Source organism: Bacillus sp. HSf4, from assembly GCF_029537375.1.
GTDB lineage: Bacteria > Bacillota > Bacilli > Bacillales > Bacillaceae > Bacillus > Bacillus sonorensis_A.
The window spans coordinates 356,269-378,158 of sequence record NZ_CP120679.1; the positions used below are offsets into that span (position 1 = coordinate 356,269).

18 protein-coding genes and 1 pseudogene are annotated in these 21,890 nt (G+C 46.4%); 8 read left to right on the forward strand and 11 right to left on the reverse strand.

What is annotated here, in order from left to right:
- Positions 1-8: 8 nt before the first annotated feature.
- The 6 genes and pseudogenes from P3X63_RS01905 to P3X63_RS01930 all read right to left on the reverse strand — a co-directional run bounded on the left by P3X63_RS01905 (position 9) and on the right by P3X63_RS01930 (position 6,139).
- A complete protein-coding gene (locus P3X63_RS01905; RefSeq protein WP_277692391.1) occupies positions 9-1,340 on the reverse strand; it encodes a (Fe-S)-binding protein in 1,332 nt (443 codons plus the stop codon).
- Positions 1,337-2,749, reverse strand: coding sequence for a glycolate oxidase subunit GlcD (gene glcD, locus P3X63_RS01910; protein ID WP_026585781.1), 1,413 nt, complete (start codon positions 2,747-2,749; stop codon positions 1,337-1,339). Before glcD ends, P3X63_RS01905 begins: the two co-directional genes overlap by 4 nt.
- 133 nt (positions 2,750-2,882) lie before the next feature.
- Positions 2,883-3,185, reverse strand: a complete 303-nt coding sequence (locus P3X63_RS01915; RefSeq protein ID WP_026585782.1) for a PTS sugar transporter subunit IIB — start codon at positions 3,183-3,185, stop codon at positions 2,883-2,885.
- A pseudogene (locus P3X63_RS01920) lies at positions 3,182-3,503 on the reverse strand (PTS sugar transporter subunit IIA). Before P3X63_RS01920 ends, P3X63_RS01915 begins: the two are co-directional and overlap by 4 nt.
- Before the next feature lie 30 nt (positions 3,504-3,533).
- Complete coding sequence (gene celB, locus P3X63_RS01925; RefSeq protein ID WP_026585784.1) at positions 3,534-4,817, reverse strand: PTS cellobiose transporter subunit IIC; 1,284 nt, start codon at positions 4,815-4,817, stop codon at positions 3,534-3,536.
- Complete coding sequence (locus tag P3X63_RS01930; RefSeq protein WP_077735763.1) at positions 4,814-6,139, reverse strand: 6-phospho-beta-glucosidase; 1,326 nt, start codon at positions 6,137-6,139, stop codon at positions 4,814-4,816. The genes celB and P3X63_RS01930 overlap by 4 nt, the downstream gene beginning before the upstream one ends.
- A gap of 163 nt (positions 6,140-6,302) precedes the next feature.
- Between P3X63_RS01930 and P3X63_RS01935 the strand changes: the two genes are divergently transcribed.
- The 4 genes from P3X63_RS01935 to P3X63_RS01950 all read left to right on the forward strand — a co-directional run bounded on the left by P3X63_RS01935 (position 6,303) and on the right by P3X63_RS01950 (position 12,123).
- Positions 6,303-7,019, forward strand: coding sequence for a GntR family transcriptional regulator (locus tag P3X63_RS01935; protein ID WP_026585786.1), 717 nt, complete (start codon positions 6,303-6,305; stop codon positions 7,017-7,019).
- Positions 7,020-7,033: 14 nt separating this feature from the next.
- On the forward strand, positions 7,034-7,768 hold the full coding sequence (gene chbG / locus P3X63_RS01940; RefSeq protein WP_026585787.1) for a chitin disaccharide deacetylase: 735 nt from the start codon (positions 7,034-7,036) through the stop codon (positions 7,766-7,768).
- Between the two features lie 469 nt (positions 7,769-8,237).
- Complete coding sequence (locus P3X63_RS01945) at positions 8,238-9,974, forward strand: glycosyl hydrolase family 18 protein (RefSeq protein ID WP_051290342.1); 1,737 nt, start codon at positions 8,238-8,240, stop codon at positions 9,972-9,974.
- Between the two features lie 64 nt (positions 9,975-10,038).
- Entirely contained in the window at positions 10,039-12,123 is a 2,085-nt protein-coding gene (locus P3X63_RS01950) for a glycosyl hydrolase family 18 protein (RefSeq protein WP_347176594.1), read from the forward strand.
- 49 nt (positions 12,124-12,172) lie between these two features.
- On the opposite strand, the gene P3X63_RS01955 is transcribed toward P3X63_RS01950, so the two are convergent.
- The gene (locus P3X63_RS01955) at positions 12,173-13,126 is read right to left on the reverse strand and encodes a trypsin-like serine peptidase (protein WP_051290328.1); all 954 of its coding nucleotides are present in this window, start codon (positions 13,124-13,126) and stop codon (positions 12,173-12,175) included.
- Between the two features lie 369 nt (positions 13,127-13,495).
- On the opposite strand from P3X63_RS01955, the gene P3X63_RS01960 reads away from it, so the two are divergent.
- Positions 13,496-14,860 carry a YcdB/YcdC domain-containing protein gene (locus tag P3X63_RS01960; protein WP_481748568.1) on the forward strand — a complete coding sequence of 455 codons (1,365 nt, stop codon included), beginning with the start codon at positions 13,496-13,498 and terminating at the stop codon, positions 14,858-14,860.
- 67 nt (positions 14,861-14,927) lie between these two features.
- On the opposite strand, the gene P3X63_RS01965 is transcribed toward P3X63_RS01960, so the two are convergent.
- The gene (locus P3X63_RS01965) at positions 14,928-15,770 is read right to left on the reverse strand and encodes a sulfurtransferase (protein ID WP_256860230.1); all 843 of its coding nucleotides are present in this window, start codon (positions 15,768-15,770) and stop codon (positions 14,928-14,930) included.
- Between the two features lie 159 nt (positions 15,771-15,929).
- Here P3X63_RS01965 and P3X63_RS01970 point away from each other — a divergent pair, with 159 nt between their 5' ends.
- Positions 15,930-16,358, forward strand: coding sequence for a cell wall hydrolase (locus tag P3X63_RS01970; protein WP_026585793.1), 429 nt, complete (start codon positions 15,930-15,932; stop codon positions 16,356-16,358).
- A gap of 69 nt (positions 16,359-16,427) precedes the next feature.
- Here P3X63_RS01970 and P3X63_RS01975 read toward each other — a convergent pair whose 3' ends face one another.
- Entirely contained in the window at positions 16,428-17,420 is a 993-nt protein-coding gene (locus P3X63_RS01975; RefSeq protein ID WP_077735760.1) for an LLM class flavin-dependent oxidoreductase, read from the reverse strand.
- Positions 17,421-17,740: 320 nt separating this feature from the next.
- Between P3X63_RS01975 and P3X63_RS01980 the strand changes: the two genes are divergently transcribed.
- A complete protein-coding gene (locus P3X63_RS01980; protein WP_026585795.1) occupies positions 17,741-19,069 on the forward strand; it encodes a C40 family peptidase in 1,329 nt (442 codons plus the stop codon).
- A 256-nt stretch (positions 19,070-19,325) separates the two neighbouring features.
- Here P3X63_RS01980 and P3X63_RS01985 read toward each other — a convergent pair whose 3' ends face one another.
- Positions 19,326-20,138 (reverse strand): ABC transporter permease subunit, encoded by an 813-nt coding sequence (locus P3X63_RS01985; protein ID WP_077735759.1) that lies wholly within the window; start codon positions 20,136-20,138, stop codon positions 19,326-19,328.
- Positions 20,135-21,022 (reverse strand): ABC transporter ATP-binding protein, encoded by an 888-nt coding sequence (locus tag P3X63_RS01990; protein ID WP_077735758.1) that lies wholly within the window; start codon positions 21,020-21,022, stop codon positions 20,135-20,137. Before P3X63_RS01990 ends, P3X63_RS01985 begins: the two co-directional genes overlap by 4 nt.
- A gap of 151 nt (positions 21,023-21,173) precedes the next feature.
- On the opposite strand from P3X63_RS01990, the gene P3X63_RS01995 reads away from it, so the two are divergent.
- On the forward strand, positions 21,174-21,761 hold the full coding sequence (locus P3X63_RS01995) for a TetR/AcrR family transcriptional regulator (protein WP_026585798.1): 588 nt from the start codon (positions 21,174-21,176) through the stop codon (positions 21,759-21,761).
- Positions 21,762-21,890 lie beyond the last annotated feature (129 nt).

The following is a 21,890-nucleotide window of genomic DNA, read 5'->3' on the forward strand; positions in this document are numbered from 1 at the left end:
GAGTCCATTTAAGTCATCTTTCCGGCGCTGGCTTCCCATAGTAAATCAGCGAGATGGACGGCTCTGACATGATCCGACAGTCCAGCCCGTTCAATGCCGAGTTTCATTTGCAGGAGGCAGCCGGGATTAGCGGTGACAATCGTTTCCGCTTGAACCGCTTGTGCTGCTTCCATCTTGGAATCGAGTATTGTCATCGACATGTTCGCTTCCACGATATTATAAATGCCGGCCGAGCCGCAGCAGCTGTCAGCGTTTTTCATTTCTTTGAATTCAATTCCTTTGATGCTGCGGAGGAGCCGGCGGGGCTCGGCAGACGTTTTCATCACATTGCGCAGGTGGCATGAGTCCTGATAGGTGACAGTCTGAACAGGCAGTTCAAGGGATTTTTCAGCAAAGTCCAACTCCAATAGAACGGAGGAAAAATCTCTCAGCTTGCCTGTGAAGGATGCCGCCCGTTCCCACCAGTCGGGATCGCTTTTGAGAAGATGATCATATTCGCTTAAAAATGCTCCGCATCCGCCGGCGTTTGTCACGATATAATCGGCGTCCAATTCCTCGAATGCCTGAATATTCCGTTTTGCCAGTTGAACGGCCAGATCCTTCTCGCCGCTGTGGCCGTGCAGAGCGCCGCAGCAGGCCTGCCGGTCGGGGATGACGACTTCGCACCCCGCCATTTGCAGCAGTTTGATCGTGGCCATATTTGTGTCCAGGAACAAGGTATCCATTAAACAGCCTGAGAAGAAAGCGGCGCGCTTCTTGTGACCGCCGAGCGGCGGCAGATGGTCCGGGCGGCTTTTCAGCTGCTTCATATCCGGGACTTTGGGCAGGATGCTTTCCATTTTTGCCAGGTGTTCCGGCAACATCCGCAGCATGCCTGATTTTCTGATGATGGTTTGCATGCCGGAGCGCTGATAGAAGCCAAGCATTCCGGTCAGCGCCCGGATTCTCTGTTGATGAGGGAACAGCCCTTTAAATACAGCACTGCGCAGCACCTTTTTAGGAAGGGAGTGTTTTTTATGCTGCTGAATAATGTCTCTTGCCTCCTCCAATAAACGCCCGTACTGAACTCCTGACGGACATACCGGTTCACAGGCGCGGCAGCCGAGGCAAAGGTCAAGAGAGCGTTCGACATCTTTATCAGGCTCAATCCCCCCGTCTGCGACCGCTTTCATTAAGGCGATCCGCCCCCGCGGAGAATGGCTTTCCTGAAAGCCCGATTCTATGTAGGTCGGGCACGATGGAAGGCAGAAGCCGCAGCGCATGCAATTGAGCAGTTCTTCTTCATCCATCCGCTCTTTAAACTGCTGCTGGATGACTTTTTGTTCTTTTGCTGTCGTCATTTTGCTACCACCACCCGTTTGCGGGAGTCTTTCGCAAATATTTTCCCTGGATTCAAAATGTTGTATGGATCAAATGCTTGTTTCAAGGCTTTCATCGCAGCGATTCCAGCCTCACCGATTTTAAGCTCCAAATAGGGGGCTTTCATTTCGCCGACTCCGTGTTCGCCAGTGATGGTTCCTCCGAGTTCAACGGCTTTTTTGAAGATGTCTTCAAAAGCTTTTTCGACTCGTTCCATTTCTTCGCTGTTTCGTATGTCAGTCGTGCAAGTCGGATGCAGATTTCCGTCTCCGGCATGACCGAATGTGCAAATGGTGATGTTGTGTTTTTTGGCGATGTTGTTGATCGCTTTAACCATTTCAGCGACTTTTGAGCGGGGGACTGTGGCGTCCTCCAGAATGGTCGTCGGCTTTAAACGGGCCAAAGCAGATAGTGCCGCACGGCGCGCGTTGCGCAAATTTTCCGCTTCGGCTTCCGTCTGTGCTGTTTGCACGGACACGGCATTTCCTTTTTTGCAGATGTCTTCAATGATGCCGATGTCCCGGCTGACCGTTTCAGCCGATCCGTCCTGTTCAATCAAAAGAACAGCTTTGGCATGGACGGGGAGGCCGATTTTTGCAAAGTCTTCGATGACTTGAAGCGTCGGCTGATCAAGAAATTCAAGGGTTGTCGGAATGATTTTGTGAGCGATGATGTCTGATACAGATTTGGCTGCAGCGTCGATGTCTTGATAGAGAGCGAGGACGGTTTTCTTTGTTTCGGGAGCAGGGATTAATTTTAACGTAGCTTCAGTGATGATGCCGAGCGTCCCTTCAGAGCCGACAAATAAACGCGTCAGATCGTAGCCGGCGACGTCTTTGGCAAGCTTTCCCCCGGTGCGGATGATATCCCCGTTGGCCAAAACGATTTCTAAAGCCATGACATAATCACGGGTCACACCATACTTCAGCCCCCGTAAACCGCCCGAATTTTCATTGATATTTCCGCCGATTGTGGAAATTTTCATTGAACTGGGGTCGGGAGGATAAAACAGCCCTTTTTCCTCTGCTGCACGAATCAAGTCCAGTGTGATGACTCCGGGCTGAACGGTCATAGTCAAATTTTCTTCATCGATTTCCAATATCTGATTCATATGTTTAAACAGGAGCACGATCCCGCCTTCTGTCGGGCAAGTGCCTGCACAGAGGTTGGTGCCGGAACCCCGCGGCACAATCGGGATGCGGTGGGCGCTTGCAATTTTCAATATGTCCGATACTTCGTCCTTGCTGCGCGGCGCAATGACGGCGTCAGGCATTGATTGGAACTGCGGTGTGGCATCATACGAGTAGACGAGCCGTCCGGCATTGGAATCATCATAATTCTCATGCCCGACGATATCCATCAGTTGGGATTTGATTTTGGTGGAAATCATTTGTGATCACATCCTTTACCAATCATTATACAAAATTGAAACGATTTCAAAAAATCATTCTTTTAAACTTATAAAATAAAAACAACCCGCTTCCGGAAAGAAAATGGGTTGTTTTTAGTGTGGAGAGACGGCATTATTGCGTCAGTTCGATCGCTTGATCCAGAACTTTTGCTCCGTTCATCATTCCATATGCGATTTGGTCAATGATATCCACGGGCGTCTTGTACTGTGCGGCTCGTTCTGTCATTTGTTTTTTTAAATAACGGACTTGCGGTCCGATCAGTATGACATCAATATCCTCCAGATGGCTTTGTAAATCTGCTTCAGCATAAGCGTTGATTTCTGCATTGATGTCACGGCTTCCCGCTTCTTCCCTCATTTTTTTTACCAGCATGCTAGTCGACATTCCGGCGGAACATACAAGTGCTATCTTCATGCTTCACTTCCTCTCCTCAGGGCTTGATATAAATGAATCATTTCGTTCGCTAAATCTTTTAAAGTCATGGACGTCATCAAATGGTCTTGTGCATGGATTAATAATAGATTGGGTGAAAGGCGTTCGCCTTGCGCCTCTTTTTGCAATAAGCGGGTTTGCGCCTGATGCGCTTGAAGCAGTTCCGCATCTGCTTTCTTGGATCTTTTGATTTGCTGACTCGTACTCGCTTTTTTTCACACACTGCAATGCTTCCATTGCAGATGAACGCGCATTTCCAGCATGCAAGATGATTTCAAATGACACCTGTTCCAGATTCAATGGATGTGTCAAAAGCCTTCACTCCTTTATTCACTTTCGGTTTGTTAACAGGGCGGCTCTCTCTGCCGCTTTAATGAATGGCAGGTAGAGCAAGACAGCCAGCGCCAGATTGAAGATTTGCAAAAAAACTCCCCGGATTGATCCTCCGGTTACAAGATAACCGCTGACAATCGGCGGTGTCGTCCATGGAAGGATGGCTACCGTTTTCGGAACGAGCCCGGAGGCTAAAGCGATGTATGATGTAACCGTTAAAACTAATGGAATCAATATAAAAGGAATGAACATAATCGGATTTAATACGATGGGAAGGCCGAACAGGACAGGTTCATTAATGTTAAAAAAGCCTGGTGCGGCGGATACCTTTCCGATCGTTTTGTAGTGCTTCGATTTCACGCCGATAAAAATAGCAGCGAGCAAAGCCAATGTCGTCCCCGATCCTCCCATAAACACATAAGAATCAAAGAAGGGCTTGGTCACGATATAAGGCACTTCAAAAGCGCTCATTCCTTGCGAGAATAAATGCTGGTTTTCCTGAATGAGCGGAAGGTAGATGGATTCCATAATCGGTCCGAGGATATTTGTTCCGTGCAATCCGAAAAACCAAAGCAAGTGATTCAAGAAAGTAAAAACCAATGCTGATCCAACCGTGTTGGAAAGGCCTTGAAGCGGTTCCTGGATCGTGCTGAAGACCAGCTCGTGTAAGCTTTGTCCGGAAAAATAAACGATCAGAGTGTTCAATAATCCTGCTGCCGCCAAAATCACAGCAGCCGGCAATAAAGCATTCAAGGATTTTGTCACGCCATCAGGCACGCCGTCAGGCATTTTAATTTTAAGTTTCTCATTTTGAGAGAAGAGCCTGAATGCTTCTGTTGACAGCAAAGCCGTGATCAATCCGACGAAAAGGCCTTGAGCCCCCAGCCAAGTCATGGAAAAGCCAAAGTCTTCCGTCGTCGGTGTAAGGACGGCGAATGCCCCGACCCCGATTAATGCGGCAGAAAGACCATCAGTCCGATAAGATTCTGCTAGCTTGAAGCTGACAGCCGCAACGGCCAGCAAACTTAAAATGGCAAATGAACCATTCCACACAGCTCCGCCGGCTGCCGTCCATCCTTCGCCAAAAAGGCCGGTCATGAAATCCTGAAATGCCGGTATTGGGAATTGATTGACCAGAATGGCAAGAGAGCCGATGATGATTAAAGGCATAATGGCAATGAACCCATCACGTATGGCAATTAAGTGCCTTTGAGAGCCGATTCTACCAGCGATCGGCATGATTTTAGATTCGATGAACGTCATGATCTTATTTTGTTTCATCGTACTTTTGCCTCCTCAAAGAACTGCGGAAGATCATGTTTATGAGCCTCAAGCATTTCATTCATCACCGTCTGGGCTTTATGATCAGATGGAATCAGCGGATTCATGATCATTGCGGAGTACAACGTGTTTTCATCACCTGTGACCGCTGCTTTGATGACCAATTGCTCGAATTTTTTCATAGAAATCACCGCCCCGCTGATGGAATCCGGCAGTTTTCCGACTGTCAGCGGCATAGGTCCGCTTTTTGTGATGACACTGTTGACTTCAATCACCGCATCATGCGGAAGATCTGGTATGCTTCCTTTATTCAATGTATTGACGGTCTGAATATCCAGCGAATGTTGATAAAGCGAGGTCATTAATGAGCAGGCTGATTCACTGTAATAAGCTCCTCCGCGGCTTTCTAATTCTTTGGGCTTTTCATGGATGTCTGTGTTTTTGTATGTTTCAAATAGCTGTTTTTCTATTTCCATGACGGCATCTGCGCGTGTCCCGTTGTTTTGGTATGCTTCGATATCTTTTGCAAGCACATCTTCATACTGGTAATAGTACTGATGATACGGGTTCGGAAGCATGCGCAAAGAGCGTAAAAATTGGCGATTCCAAGGCAGCATCGCAATATTGGAAGGAGAATAGTCGAGGGTGTCATTCAATAAATGATCGATTGTCTCCTCTGTCCGGTCCACTCCGTCTATCCATACCCTTTGCCCGAAGACGAAATGGTTGAGCCCCGCGAATTCAATCATGACACGATCCGCATCCACGCGGAAAATTTCTGCGATGCTGTTTTTCATGTTATAAGGAATATTGCAAACCCCGATGACTTTTTGATGGGGGCCATGCTTCAATAATGCTTCAGTCACGATGCCGGCCGGATTTGTAAAATTGATCAGCCACGCTTCTGGACAAATCTCTTTTATATCGCGAGCGATATCCAGCATGGCGGGAATCGTCCGCAAAGCTTTAAAAATACCGCCGGCTCCATTTGTTTCTTGGCCGATCAGACCATGGCTGAGCGGAATTTTTTCATCCAGCGCTCTGGCCTTTAATCCTCCGACTCTTATTTGAACCGTGACAAAATCGGCATGCTTAAGCGCTTGCGCACGATCTGTTGTATAGCTCAATTCAATCGGAACATCCGCACGTTTGATCATTCGCTTCGCAAGTTCTGAAGTGATGCGTACTTTTTCTGCTCCTTCCTCAATGTCGACGAGAACAATCTCCTTCACTGGAAAATGATGATGCCGCTTGATGACACCTTCGATGATTTCTGGTGTGTAGCTTGATCCCCCGCCTATCACGACTAATTTCAACCCCATAGTCCCCCTCCTCCAATCTCTTTTTTTGAAAACGCTTAACACAATTGAAACTTAACATGTAGTAACAAATTTGTCCACACATATTTGTTATAACAAATTATTTTTTTGGCGAACGTTTTGTGTTATTCTATAGTTACTAATTTCACTCCAAAGGAGAAAATGAATGGCAAAACAACCACAACTCCACAGCCGAATTAAACAAGATATTGTAGATAAAATAGAGAGCGGCTATTACCCGCCTGGCAGTCTGCTTCCGACGGAGTCGGAATTTTGCAAAATCTATGATGTCAGTCGAACAACACTGCGGACCGCCTTGAATCATTTGCTTATGGAAGGGGCCATTTACCGCAAACAGGGGAAAGGGACATTTGTCGCCAAAGGAAAAGTGAAGCAGATCTTAAGCTCCAGCCATCTCCGTTATGCAGATCAATTAAAAGCGCAAGGCATGAAACCGAAAATCAAAGTTGTGGATTTGCAAAAAATAAAACCATCAAAAAAAATCCAAGACCGTCTTGGGATTGATGGTGAACAATTGGTCTATCAGGTGAAGCGGATTCGCTATGCGGATGAGGAAGAAATCCAGTTCGAAACGGCCTTTGTCAGAGCCGACCTCGTCCCCGAGATAACGGAAGAAATGGCCAATATTTCACTGTACCAGTGCATTAGCAGCCAAGGCAATACGATAAAAAGAACCGAAGAGCAAATCAAAATCTTGATTTCCGATGAAGAAATTGCACAGCATTTGAATATCACACAAGGCACGCCTTGTTTCCAGATTGCAACGCAAACATTTTTGGCGTCTGAAGAAGTCGTGGAGTTTTCTCTGGCCTATTTCCGCGGAGACCGCGTTGAATTCTTCATAGAACGCGACTATGAATAGAGGGGGATTGAAGGATGAAAGCTTTAATCATAAACGCCGATGATTTTGGACTTTCAAGAGGAGTGAACCTCGGCATCATTGAGGCGTTCCAGCGCGGAGTTCTCACATCGACGACGATCATGACCAATATGTTAGAAATGGAGCATGCTGTCTCTCTTGCACGGGAAAATCCCGCACTTGGGGTCGGTGTTCATTTGACATTGACAGCAGGCCGTCCGCTTCTCAGCGATCTGCAAACGGTTGCGGATGAGGATGGGAATTTTCGCAAGCTTTCATACTATCAAGGTTTTTTCGACATCGATCTTGATGAAGTGTATAAGGAATGGAAAGCACAGATAGAAAAAGCCCTCACCTGCGGCTTACATCCGACACATATCGACAGCCACCATCATATCCATACATACGGAAATCTTTCCGAGGTGTTTGTAAAGCTGGCGACAGAGTATCATCTGCCCTGCAGAAAGGTGAACGATGACCATCCTTCCTTGTGGAAAAATGTGAAATCGAATGATGCCTTTGAGCTGAAAGTGGACAGACTGAAAGACTTATCATCCTTCCTCGATCTTCATCAAGAGGCGTCGGTCATTGAAGTCATGTGCCACCCGGCTTATGTCGATAAACGGCTGCTCGAGAAATCTTCATACCATTATCCGCGGGTCTATGAGCTTTCATTATTGACAGATCCTTCGTTGAAAACAGCTTTCATACAATGTTCGGATATTCGCCTTATATCTTATGCCAGTCTGTAAAACTGCAATTCTTGTAAAAGCATGTACCCCGGAAATGCCATGGACATTTCCGGGATCAAATAAATAATGACGTTGACAATTCAGAATATTCTAATTATTATTAATTTGTCATAACAAATTTTGCGGTCAATCAAACGTTTGCTTAAAACTGTTCTTGCCATATAAGGTATAGACAACTATACGTATTTTCGTAAACCCGCTATTTTTTCCATCCAGGATCAATCGCCATTTGCAATGTGTGACCGCATCAAGACTTACAGTTTAAATCCACATATCGATTAATGTAAGCGTTTTCTCCTTGTGATCTTCTTTGTCACCACTGCTATGTCTTACAAGGTGAATATAAACCTATTGAAAAGGTGGTGAACAAAATAAAGTTTCATTGATTGACAGCAAAAATTTGATGAAAAGGGGATGGGAATAAGTGTTTTCAAACAAAAAGTTTCTTGTTTTTTCGTTCATTTTTACGATGATTCTAAGTCTGTCGTTTTTTAATGGGGAAAGTGCGAAAGCAAGCTCTGACAAAAACTATAAAATCATTGGCTATTATCCATCCTGGGGTGCGTATGGAAGGGACTTTCAAGTGTGGGATATGGATGTCTCTAAGGTCAGTCATATCAATTATGCATTTGCCGATATTTGCTGGGAGGGAAGACATGGAAACCCTGACCCGACAGGTCCCAACCCGCAGACGTGGTCCTGCCAGGATGAAAGCGGAGTGATTGATGTTCCAAATGGATCGATCGTTATGGGGGATCCGTGGATCGATGCACAAAAGTCCAATCCCGGCGATGCTTGGGACGAGCCGATTCGGGGCAACTTTAAACAACTGTTGAAGCTGAAAAAGAGCCATCCTCATTTGAAAACATTCATATCAGTCGGCGGATGGACTTGGTCAAACCGCTTTTCAGATGTTGCGGCAGATCCTCGTGCAAGAGAAAATTTTGCTGCTTCAGCGGTCGATTTTTTAAGAAAATATGGGTTTGATGGCGTTGACCTTGACTGGGAATACCCGGTTAGCGGAGGACTGCCGGGAAACAGCACCCGTCCGGAGGACAAAAGAAACTACACGTTGCTTTTGCAGGATGTACGCGAAAAGCTTGACGCCGCAGAAGCGAAGGATGGCAAGGAATATTTGCTGACGATCGCATCCGGTGCCAGCCCCGAATATGTGAGCAACACTGAATTAGATAAAATTGCTGAAACGGTTGATTGGATTAACATCATGACCTATGACTTTAATGGCGGATGGCAAGGGATAAGCGCCCACAACGCTCCGTTATTCTATGATCCAAAAGCGAAAGAAGCCGGCGTTCCAAACGCTGAAAGCTATAACATTGAAAACACCGTCAAGCGTTACAAGGAAGCCGGTGTCAAAGCGGATAAATTAGTGCTTGGAACACCGTTTTACGGCAGAGGCTGGAGCGGTTGTGAATCTCAAGACAACGGAGAATATCAGAAATGCGGACCGGCTAAAGAAGGGACCTGGGAAAAGGGAGTATTTGATTTTTCAGATCTTGAAAAGAACTACATCAATAAAAACGGTTATAAAAGATATTGGAATGATCGAGCAAAAGTGCCGTTCTTGTACAATGCGGAGAATGGAAACTTCATTACCTACGATGATGAAGAATCCTATGGATACAAAACCGATTTCATTCAAGCAAACGGACTAAGCGGGGCTATGTTTTGGGATTTCAGCGGTGATTCAAATCAGACTTTGCTCAACAAATTAGCAGCCGATTTAGACTTTGTGCCTGACGGCGGCAATCCGGAGCCCCCGACATCCGCCCCGAAAAATGTGCATGTAACAGAAAAAACCGCAACCAGTATCAGCCTGGCATGGGAGGCGCCGAATGCCGGAGCCGATATGACAGAGTATGTCGTGACATATGGAAACAAGTCCGTGTCGGTCAAGGAAACAATGGTGACAATAAGCGATTTAAAGCCGAATACGACCTATTCATTTACAGTGTCAGCAAAGGATGCGGACGGAAAGCTCCATACCGGACCAACGATAGAGGCATCGACAAGCTCAGACCAATCATGTGCATATAACGAATGGAAAGATACCGCCGTCTACACAGGCGGAGATCGTGTCGTTTTTAACGGCAAAGTATACGAAGCGCAGTGGTGGACAAAAGGAGATCAGCCGGATCAGACCGGCGAGTGGGGAGTATGGCGGTTAGTCGGTGATTGCAAATAAATAGAAAACGATAAAGAGAGATTGGGATTCCCGTCTCTCTTTATAAGAAAGGAGTGTGAATGAAGTGAAAAGAGCCGCTTTATTTCTATTATTAGGGATGCTGTTTCTCTCGTTTTTGATCCCGGCTCAGACCATTTCCGCAGACACCCGAAGTAAAAAGCAGGCATGCCGTCCTGAAGGGCTCTGGGACTCCGGCGTTGAAAATGTTCCTTATTGCGACGTCTATGATCAAGAGGGACGCGAAAAGCTGGCCAATGATTTAGACCGCAGAATCATCGGCTATTTCACAAGCTGGCGTACGGGAAAGGGTAATCAAGACCGTTATTTAGTCAACGATATACCTTGGCAATATTTAAGCCACATCAATTACGCATTTGCTCATATCAGAGAGGATCATCGCATTTCAATCGGCAGCGGAAATGATGAAAACAACCCGTCCATTGGCATGGACTGGCCGGAATATCCGGATGTGAAGATGGATCAATCCCTGCCGTACAAAGGTCATTTTAATCTGCTTCACCAGTTTAAGGAGAAATACCCGGATGTCAAAGTGCTGGCGGCTGTTGGCGGCTGGGCCGAAACCGGCGGTTATTTTGGCAAGGATGGAGAGCGGATTCCAAGCGGCGGTTTTTACTCGATGACAACGAATAGTGACGGGTCTGTAAACGAAAACGGAATCAACACCTTTGCCGAATCTGTCGTTGATTTTCTCAGAACATATGAATTGGATGGCATTGATATTGACTACGAATATCCCACGACGATGAAAGATGCCGGGAATCCGTTGGATTGGAACATATCCAACCCGAGACGAAAGGGGTTAAACAAAAGCTTTGACGTCTTGATGAAAACATTAAGGCAAAAGCTTGATCAAGCGTCTGCCGAAGATCAAAAGTACTACATGCTGACCATGGCGGCACCGTCATCAGCCTATTTGCTGCGGGGCATGGAAACATTTCAGCCGCTTCGGTATGTCGATTATGTAAACATCATGTCCTACGATCTCCATGGAGCCTGGAACGAGTTTGTCGGGCCGAACGCGCCATTGTACGATAGCGGCGAGGATGCCGAATTAAAGCGGTCCAACATCTATAGCACGCCGGAATACGGCGGGATCGGGTATTTAAATGCGGACTGGGCGTACCATTACTTTAGGGGGGCGATGGCGTCGGGCCGAATCAATATCGGTGTTCCTTATTATACAAGAGGCTGGAAAAACGTATCCGGCGGATCAAACGGTCTGTGGGGGAGCGCCGGAAGCACTGACTGTCCTCAAGGTTTGACAACATGCGGTGATGGTGCGGTCGGCATCGATAATATTTGGCATGATCAAGACGAAGAAGGAAAAGAAATCGGAGCAGGGGCGAATCCGATGTGGCATGCCAAAAATCTTGAAAATGGCATTGCCGGATCATATTTGGAGAGGTACGGACTGAGCGAAGCTGATTTAACAGGCGCCTACACGAGACAATATGATAAAACGCTGGCGGCGCCCTGGCTATGGAATGAAGAAAAGAAGGTGTTTCTTTCTGCGGAAGATGAGGAATCAATAGAAAAAAAGGCGGACTATGTCGTTGCAAAAGGAATCGGCGGTGTGATGTTTTGGGATTTGAGCGGTGATTATGACTGGTATCCCGACAGAAATGACAACAGGGGAGAATACTATATCGGCAGCGCGTTAACGAGAACTTTATACCGTAAATTTGTGGACGCGACGCCATACGATCATCGATTCAGCAAGTCGCCTTTGCCTTCAGAATCACTTGATATCAATATAGAGTTTTCCGATTTTCCGTTAGGAGATCAAAACTATCCGATCCATCCGAACATGAGGTTGACAAACAACAGTGATGTGACGATTACAGGAGGGTCTGTCATCGAATTTGCTGTGCCGACGTCCACTTCGCCCCGGTTCGGAAGCTGGAGCGGTGATCGGGTTGAAGTGATTTCTGCAGGGCATACAGGACCGAACATTGGAGGGCTGACGGGAGATTTCCACCGCGTTCGGGTGACGCTGTCAAATTGGAAGGCGATTAAACCGGGTGAATCAGAGGAATTTCAGCTTGTTTATTACTTGCCGATCAGCGGCCCTGCGAACTTCACCATCACGATAGAAGGAAAAAAGTACAGCCTCAAGAGGCGTTCATAAAATCGAAGACAGCTCGTCCAAGAGGAAGCGGGCTGTCTTTATCTGCAATTTATTGCGCGCTGTTTTTCCAGTTGGTCAAATTATCAAATACTTCTTTTGTGATGCGTGTCCCCCGATTGTATGAAGAGCCTCCGTACACCCCATTCGTATGAACAGCCAGTGAGCAAGGACCGCTGCAGTTTGTTCTTGAACTGCTTTGTTCAAATACAGGTGAACCGCTTTGTCCGCCGTATGTGTCGATCGAATATTGCAGTTTATAAGTTTCTGAGACTGTGATCGGCCCTGAATGCTGCCATTGGGTGCCTGACGGCTTGTCCCCGGGATAGCCGCTGATCGTCACATTTGTCCCTGTGAGGGAGGAAGTGGTGTAGGAGTATCCGAAATAGCCGACGGTGTTGCCGATCGGTTCGCTCAGTTCGATGGCCGCGTAGTCATAATTGGTGTTTCCGCTTCTCCAGCCTGACGGAATGAAATAACGCGTCGATTTCACCGATCCGTAAGGGTAGCTTGAGCCATTGCGCCCCGGCGATACAGTGGCCGTCCCCGCAAATGAACCGCTAGCTGTGTCATAGACGCAGTGCCCCGCCGTTGCAACCGTTTTCGGGCCGATCAGCCAGCCGGTGCAGGAGCCGATGCTGCTTGAAATATGAACGATGGCCCTGTAAGGGTATGCCGTTGTATTGGAGACTCTTGTCCGATTATCTGTACCGATGACAGATTTAAGATTGTAAGGGGCTTTGGCAGGCGATGATTTCGCTTTTTCGTGCTGGGCTGACCCGCTTCCTTTCCCTGTTCCTTGAAACGCTTTGGAATATGTTCCATTTTTGTCGCTTTTAATGTTCGGATCGTAGACAACCTTTGACTCAGGCTGGTAAGAAGGATCGTTTGAAACAGGGGTATGCGGTGATGGTGCAGCTTGAGCGGAGTGCATCCCCATAGAATAAAGAGAAATACCCATAAGACCGGTGATCAACGTTCGCTTCACGCTTTTTTTCATAACCAACTCTATCACTTCCTTATTTTGTTGTATTAACAAGTTAGATATTAACAAAATAATTCTGAATTTTCCATATAATCAAAAAATATCATGCTAAGGATATAGAGAATGAATGATAGAAAGGCGACAGTAAATTCGCTGCCATTTTTAGATTTTATATGATATGATATTTTATGGTAAATTAATAATTTTATGGTTTAATTAGTTATTTAAGAAACATATGCAAGGAGGGCGGGAAAGTTGAAACGGTTGATACCTATGGCGTTTCCTGCTTCATCCTAGTTTTACTATGGTTCATAGGATTTTTCTGTAAGAGTCTGGTGCTTTTTGATTCAGGTGCATATCTTATATCGAAAAAGAGAGGAAGTGACCCATTTGGCCCCAAAACTAAAACAAAAAGCGCGTCATATCGGTGCAATTCCCGAAAACTATCAGCTCATCATCGAAGATCTCGATAGAGAACGAGCTTTTTTTGTTTGGCAAGACCCTGAGCATCCGGACAACGACATCGCTGTGGAACTGGATTGCGAGGGGCGCTTCATCAGTCTTACGAAAGAATATGCTCCAGTTGCAGAGAACGAGCTTCCGGAAGGCGAATTGCAGCAAATCGCCCTTCAATTTGTCGAGCGCCATTATCCGAGCGCCGCTGCCAGTTTTGTTTTTCAAGAAAAGAAGGTAACAGAACAAGCCGTTCGATATACATACGCACAGATGGCTCTTGATCTGCCTCTGCCGCAGACGGGCTTTTTCGTGGACATCGCGAAAGATGGAGAGGTGTTGAGGTTTCGCTACCACGGCGGTGCGGATTCGGTTTCCATTCCAAAACAGCTGGCCGATCGACAGCAGGTGATCTCCGAGTATCTTGATCAAGTCGATTTTGAACTGACGGTGGAACATATTCGCCGTGAACTGTATGAAAGCGGAGATGACCAGCCGCACCTCATTTATGAAACGAGACTGCCGTTTATCAGTTATCCAGCCGATTCGTCGGCGATATGTGAGAAAACTACACCCGTTGATGATGAAGAAGAGGAGGAAACCCTGCCGCTTCCTGTATTGTCTGAAGCAGACCGGGACGTTGATTTGCACGAGTTGATCGGTTTCAGTCCTTCTTTTCGAAAGATCCGCGAAGCGGATTTAGGCGATTCAATCGGAACCGTTTGGCGCGAAGGGAGCGATCCTGATCAGGAAGACTTTGGCATCGAAAGCTATTTTAAAATCCGGAATCATAATACCTTGAAAATCAAGAAAGATAAAAAGAAGGGAAAGCTAAAAGGGCTTTTCTCTTTTATCGAAGCAGAAGGGTCTCCTGTTTGGACGGAAGAAGCCTGCCGCAAACGGGCCTTGCAGTTTCTCTATTTGCTATACCCGGATGCCCGGCAGTATTTCCGGATGCATCCCTTGGAAAAAGACGAGGAGGAGCAGAATACCGCTGCTTTTCAGTTTGACCTCACATATGAAGGAGTGCCGCTCAGGCTGGGGTTTGCCAATATCATCATCAATCGCATCAACGGCCTGGTCGTCGGGTTTTTCGCCCCTGAAATCGAACCGGAAACATTGAAAGATCTGAATCCGTCACCCGCTATTACACGCGAAGAGGCAAAAGACATTTTTGCTTCGGTTTTTGATGTGGAGCTCGAGTGGGAAGAAGATGATCACTACACTCTCGTCTACCGCCCGGTATATCCCGTGTTTATCGATGCCCATGACGGGAAAGCCTACAAGCGGAACATGGTTTGAAAAAAATGGCGGCGGGCCTCCCGCCGCTCAATAAAAAGCCCGCTTCAAAGCCGCGGTCTTTCTGCCGTTATTCCTCCCCGGACACCACCGGGTTCTCCTTATAACTGATCCAATCGCTCCAGCTGCCGGCATAGAGCTTTACATCTTGAAATCCGGCTTCCTTTAAACCAAGGACATTTGGGCAGGCAGATACTCCCGATCCGCAATAGACGACGATTTCACTGTTGCGGTCTAAAGAGGCGTAATGCTGTCTTAACTGTTCTTGGCTTTTCCAGCTGCCGTCTTCCGTCAAATTGCCTTTCCAAAAATAGTTTTTAGCGCCGGGAATATGACCTGCCTGATGATCAAGCGGTTCGGTTTCTCCAGTGTATCTGGCCCGCTCACGGGCATCGATCAGGATCGTATCTTTTCGGCCGATCCGGTCTTTGACCTGTCCGGCATCTAGCAGTTCTTCTTTTGCAAGTTCCGGCGAAAATTCCCGGGGGACGGGCCGCGGAATCTCGGTTGTGATGTCGTATCCGGCTTTGACCCAATGGGAGAAGCCGCCATCCAATACATAAACGCTTGTATGGCCGAGATAGCGGAGCTGCCACCAAAAACGCGCCGCAAACATGCCGCCGCTGTCATCATAGGCGATAACGGCTGTATAGCGGTCAATGCCGATTTCACCAAGTGTTTTTGCGATTTTCTCGTGAGGCGGAAGAGGGTGTCTTCCTCCGTGTTTTTCAACTTTGGCGGATAAATCCTTTTTCAAATCAACATAAACGGCTCCGGGCAGATGTCCTTGTCTATACGCTTTCCGCCCTTCTTCCGGGTTTGTCAGATGAAACCTGACATCGACAATGACCGTTTGGCCCGGTTTTTCCTTCAACCGTTTCCACACCCATTCCGGACTTTTGACTGCTGCCAATTTGCACCCCTCCGCTTCTTTATGAAAACAATTCTGATAATAGAAGAATAGCCTGATTTCGGCAAATATGTCAAAGACAAACCTGAAGGTGATTTTGGTGGTCATCACGCAAATAAAACAGAATATGATAGAGGTGATGACACATTGGGGGTGAAACAAATGGGAGTGGTTAAGGCTACATCTAAAGACGTCGCCCTTTTGGCAAGGCTTTTGCGGGCGGAAGCTGAAGGTGAAGGTGTACAGGGGATGCTGCTTGTCGGAAATGTCGGAATCAACCGGATCAGGGCAAATTGTTCCGACTTTGTGGGGCTGCGCACCATTCCGCAGATGATTCATCAGCCGCATGCCTTTGAGGCTGTGACACACGGCTATTTTTACCAAAGGGCGAGGGAAAGCGAAAAGCGTTTGGCGCGGAGAGCGATCAACGGAGAAAGGTTCTGGCCGGCAAAGTTCAGCCTGTGGTATTTCAGACCGGCGGGTGCATGCCCGGCGCAGTGGTATGATCAGCCCCATGTCGGGCGCTTCAAAGCACACTGTTTTTATGAACCGACAGCCGAAGAGTGTCAAAATGTCTATAATACGTTTTAACATGACAGGTCCCTTTTCAGATGGAGCAGCACCGTCTCAAAAGGGATCTTTGTTTTTAAGCGGGCATTCTTAAAAAAGCTCGGCAAGCATTTCGAAAGACCGCTTTTTATCTTCAAACCGGTATACATTTGTCAATACCATGATCTCCTCTGTTTGATAGTGTTCCGAGAGCTCATCAAGCTTTGTTTTCACTGTCTGGGGCGAGCCGATGACCATCCGTTCGCGGTTTTTGAGGATCTTCTTTTTATCGGCGGTGCTGTATGCCGCCGATTTCGCTTCCTCAATGCTTGGCACGCGGCTGTCGAGACCTTTTTCAACCCGAAGAAGCCAAAGGTCCTGGCTCAGGCAGAGTTCTTTCGCTTGTTCATCGGTGGCTGCACAGATGACGAATACGGCGGCCATAGCATGAGGCCGATCAAAAAAAGCCGAAGGCCGATAGCTTTCATTATACGTTTTGAAAGCATTTCGCCCTCTTTCAGGGTGAATGAAGTGGCCGAATACATATCCGATTCCCATGTCCGCCGCCTGTTTGGCGCTGTTTTCTCCAAGACCTAAAAGCCAGGGGGCGGGCGGCGCAGCTGTCAGCGGAGCGGCTTTAATGCCGGCATAGTCATGTCCGGAAGGGATGGCGTCCGTCAAATAGTAAAGCAAATCTTGAAGCTGTCTCGGAAAATCCCGCAAACTCTTATTGACTCCATCCGTCAGGGCGAGCCGGGTTTTGGCGGTGCCGCCTGGCGAGCGGCCGAGTCCGAGGTCGATTCGTCCGGGGTAAAGCGCTTCAAGCTGCCGAAAGCTTTCGGCCACTTTAAAAGGACTGTACTGCGGAAGCAGCACACCGCCGGAACCGATGCGGATATTTGCGGTTTTTGCCGCAATATGGGCGATCAAAATTTCCGGCGCAGTGCTTGCAAGCCCGCGTGTACTGTGATGCTCGGCAAACCAGTATCTTTTGTAGCCCCATTCATCGGCTAACTTGGCCAGTTCAGCCGTCTGCTTTAATGCGGTGTAGGCATCTGATCCTTTGGATACAGGAACCTGGTCGAGTATGCTGAGTTGTATCATCGTGTCCCGCCATCCTTTCCGTTTCCTAATAAGTGTAAATCAAGCATATGAAAAATGGCTGCCAGGGTCAAATGAACCGATTCGGGCGGATTTAAACAGAATCAGTCAAAACATGACAGCGCTGAAACAAAAACGAAATATAAATGTAATATAACTTGGCACCTATTGTCGAAAATAGATGTTATAATAACGTCTGTACATCAGTTTCGGATATATAATTCATAGGTCGTAAGTCTTGAATGTTCATTTTTAACATATTAATATTTTGCGAATTTACATAATGAAACAAAAAGAATACATAAAGGAAAGAGGAGTAGAAAGTGAAGAAAAAAGTTTATGCTGTTGGTTTAGCGTCGGTTCTTGGAGCAGCTGGTCTATTTACCCCCTTTATGAACAACACGGCATCTGCGGAAACATCTCAGCAGAAGCAGGAAATTCAGAAAAAGCGTTCGGAAGTTGATTCAAGCATCGAAAGCAAAAGAAAAGAGATTGCAAAGCTTCAGGAAGAGCAGAAAAAACTTGAAGACAAAATAAAAGATCTCGATAAAAAAGCGCTTGAAACAAGCAACAAAATCGAAAAGAAGCAAGAGGAAAACAAAAAAACAAAAAAAGAAGTGGATTCTCTGAAAAAAGAAATCAAAGAAACGGAAAAACGGATTGAAGAGCGTTCAAAAGTGATTAAAAAACGCGTGCGCAGCCTTCAGGAAAACGGCGGTTCGCAAAACTACATCGACGTTCTTCTCGGCGCGCAGAGCTTTGGGGACTTCATCACACGCGCGACAGCCGTTTCAACGATTGTCGATGCGGACAAAGATCTGCTGAACGAGCAGGAGAAAGATAAAAACAAGCTTGAAAAAGCAATGTCTGACTTAAATAAAAAGCTGGATGAAATCCAAAAAACGCTGGCTGACCTGAAAACTCTCAAAGCTGACTTGGACAAGCAGCTGAAAGATCAGGCGAGCCTTTCTGAACAGCTGAACGCGAAGCAGTCGAAAGCGGAATCTGAGCTGAACGACCTGAAAAAAGAATCAGGCTCACTAACAAAAGAAGAAGCCGCTCTTGAACAAAAAATTAAAGAAGAGAAAGCTGCTGCCGCTGCGGCCGAAAAAGCCAAAGAGGAGTCAGCATCAGCAAAGTCTGATTCAGCTTCTGTCGGCAAATCAAGCGGATCTTCCAACAGCGGTTCATCAAGCAGCAAAAGCAGCAGTTCATCAAGAAACTATTCTTCAGGCTCTGCTGTAAGCAGCAATTCAGGCGCGATTGAAACGGCAATCAGCACCGGATCAAGCATCGTCGGCAGATCTCCGTACAAATGGGGAGGCGGACGCTCGCAAGCCGATATCAACAACCGTCGTTTTGACTGTTCATCTTTCGTACGCTGGGCTTATGCATCAGCGGGCGTAGAATTGGGCTTCGGAGCGACAACAAGCACGCTTGTCGGCAAAGGCCGCGCTGTCAGCGCATCTGATATGAAACGCGGAGACTTGGTCTTCTTTGACACATACAAAACAAACGGCCACGTGGGAATTTATCTGGGCAACGGAACATTCTTAAACGATAACAGCTCACGCGGCGTATCGATCGATTCAATGAGCAACCCGTATTGGAGTGCACATTTCAGCGGAGTTGTCAGACGGGTCGTTGAATAAAATCATACGAAAAAGCACCATTCCGAAAGGAATGGTGCTTTCAAATTGTTGACAAAATCCTAAAACGGTTTTATGTTTTAGGATTTTGTCATCCTTCTTTCAGCGTGATTGAAAACTTTTGCAGTCTAGGAAGGCCGAGCATCGGAGCACAGCGAATGTTGCAATTCGTGAGCACCGACGCGCAGGCCTGACAACGAATGCGAGGGTTTGTCGACACGCTGTGAGCACCATTCCGAAAGGAATGGTGCTTTTTTCATTACAGCGGCAAATCACGCTTTTTAAAGGAGAGGATGCCGAGCAGAAAGGCAGCCAAACCGACCGCTGAAAGAATAATGGACGCGGCCGCGATATCGGCACTGCCGTTTACAATATCGCTCGGCCTGAACAAAGAGAAGATCGACACGTTTCTTAGCCATTCCGTTTCTTCGCTTAATTTGCCGATCAAATCGAGGCTGAAGAACAGGAATGTAATGCCGCCGGAGAAGCCGAGCGCTTTTTTCTCATCATTCGACATGGCGGATATGAAAAAGGAAATGCCGCTTATCGCAAAAAACAGCAGAAACCCGAGCAGGTTCAAAAGCAGAAATCTGGATACATTAAAATCATAGTCATCGCCAAGCATAAAATGATACCCCGCCAGCCCGGCTGCTGTTGTCACGGCCATGATGACAAGCAACCCTGTCATGAGGACAACGGCCTGTGTGAAGGCGACCTTTCCCCTTGTCGTCGGCGTTGACAAAATATACGCCATAGAGCCTTGATCAACCAACCTCGCTACAAGCTTTGTCGACAGCATGACAGAAAAGATCGAAAGAATCACGATAAAAATAAGGCCGTAATATTCTCCGGACATAAAATCCTCAAGACTCCCGAGCCCGTTTTCAAATCCGAACGCGTTCAGAAAGCCTTCAGGCATCGAAGTGATCAATTTTTCAATATCCTTCGCGCTCTCTGCGATGCTCGGGTAGATTCCCAATATGAAAAGAATGTAGAACGCGGAGCCCGCCGCATAGCTCATGATCCCTTTCAGATTGGTTTTTAACATTTGTTTATACAGGGAAAGATTCATTGCACTGTCCCCTTTCTGTCATAGTAGTTCATAAACACTTCTTCCAAGCTTTGTGATGATACATCAATGTGCCGAATTTGGTATTTGGCCGTTTCCTTAATAAATTGGTCGTGGTTTCCCAAAACGGCGACTTTGACGCGATTGTCCTGCCGTGACTCAATGTGCAGGCCTGAGTCCATAAATGCCGGGATATCGGCAGGGTTTTCAAATGTGACTTCAAACACCTTCCGCTGCATGGACTGCAGTTCGTGAATATCTTTAATGGCAATGATGACGCCGTCTTTTATAATGGCGGCTCTGTCACATGTTTTTTCGATTTCCGGAAAGCTGTGAGAGGACATTAAAAAAGTCGTCCCTTTGGCTTTTTCTTCGAGCACGATATCAATAAATACTTTTTGCATCAGCGGATCAAGGCCTGATGTAGGCTCATCAAGGATGATCACTTCCGGGCTGTGCATGAAGGCGGCGACAATCCCGACCTTCTGTTTCATGCCTTTTGACATCTTTCTAATCGATGTGTGAACGTCGAATTGCAGCCGTTCGATCAGCTCATTGCGCTTAGCCTCATCTTTAACCCCCTGCATATCTGCCATGAAATCGAGAAACGTTTTTCCTGTCATTCCCTCGATAAAGGCGATTTCCCCGGGAAGGTAGCCTATGTGCCGCTGAACCTCGCCTTGATTTTTCATCATGTCCATCCCGTTCACTTTGATGTCGCCTCGATCAGGTCTCATAAACCCCATAATGTGGCGGATAGTAGTCGATTTTCCGGCCCCGTTCGGACCTAAAAATCCAAAAACTTCTCCTTTGTTTATGGAAAATGAGACATCAAATATGCCTTTTCCATTTGAAAATTGTTTTGTCAGCCCTTGTACTGTCAGCATCGTGACACCTCCGGTAATGAAAAATATGAAATATTTATATTAAAAAATTTCATAATTCATTTTACGTTCATAAGAACTTTTTTGTCAATGGAATTTGATGAAATATTTTTATGTTATAATTTCATTAAGAAATATTGATAAGGATGGTTGTATGAACGGATTTGAAAAAAGAGCGTTGCTGATCAAAGAAAAGATCAAGAAAACAACGCTGAAATTGCTGAATACGCGGGACGTAAAGCGAATCCGCATTACCGATATTGCAAAAGAGGCAAACGTGTCCCAAGTCACAATCTATAATTATTTTGGCAGCAAAGAAGCGCTGTTGAATGAAGTCTTTAAGGATTACATTGACCAAGCGATCGCCGAGTTTGAAGAATATATGAAAAAAGATATACCGGTAAAGAAAAAAATCGAATTGATCATTTCGCAAAAAAAGGAAGCGACCAATCAGAAGTTTGCGTTGACAATGGTTAAGGAACTGATGATCGAGGAAAACGAAATGATGAATTACGTGAAAAAACAATATGACGAAAAAATTATTCCGCTGATGCTGCAAATGATTGAAGACGGCCACCGCTCGGGCGAGGTCTCTCCGAAAGTAACCGCACAGGGCTTTCTCGTTTTTATGAACATGATCATTGAACATTCCAAAACATTGGGTGAAGAATATGAAAAGAACAGGCAGTTTGCTGAAGAGATGCAGCACATTTTTTTCTACGGGCTTTGCGGAAGGCCTTAGCCAAGGGCATGAAAAAGGGGTTTCCTTTATTTTCACAAACGTGACATATCTGTCATTTATGTGAATAGATGAAACAATTTCCTGAAGCTTTCCGTATATAAGACGGATACAAAAAAAGAAAGGATTTAC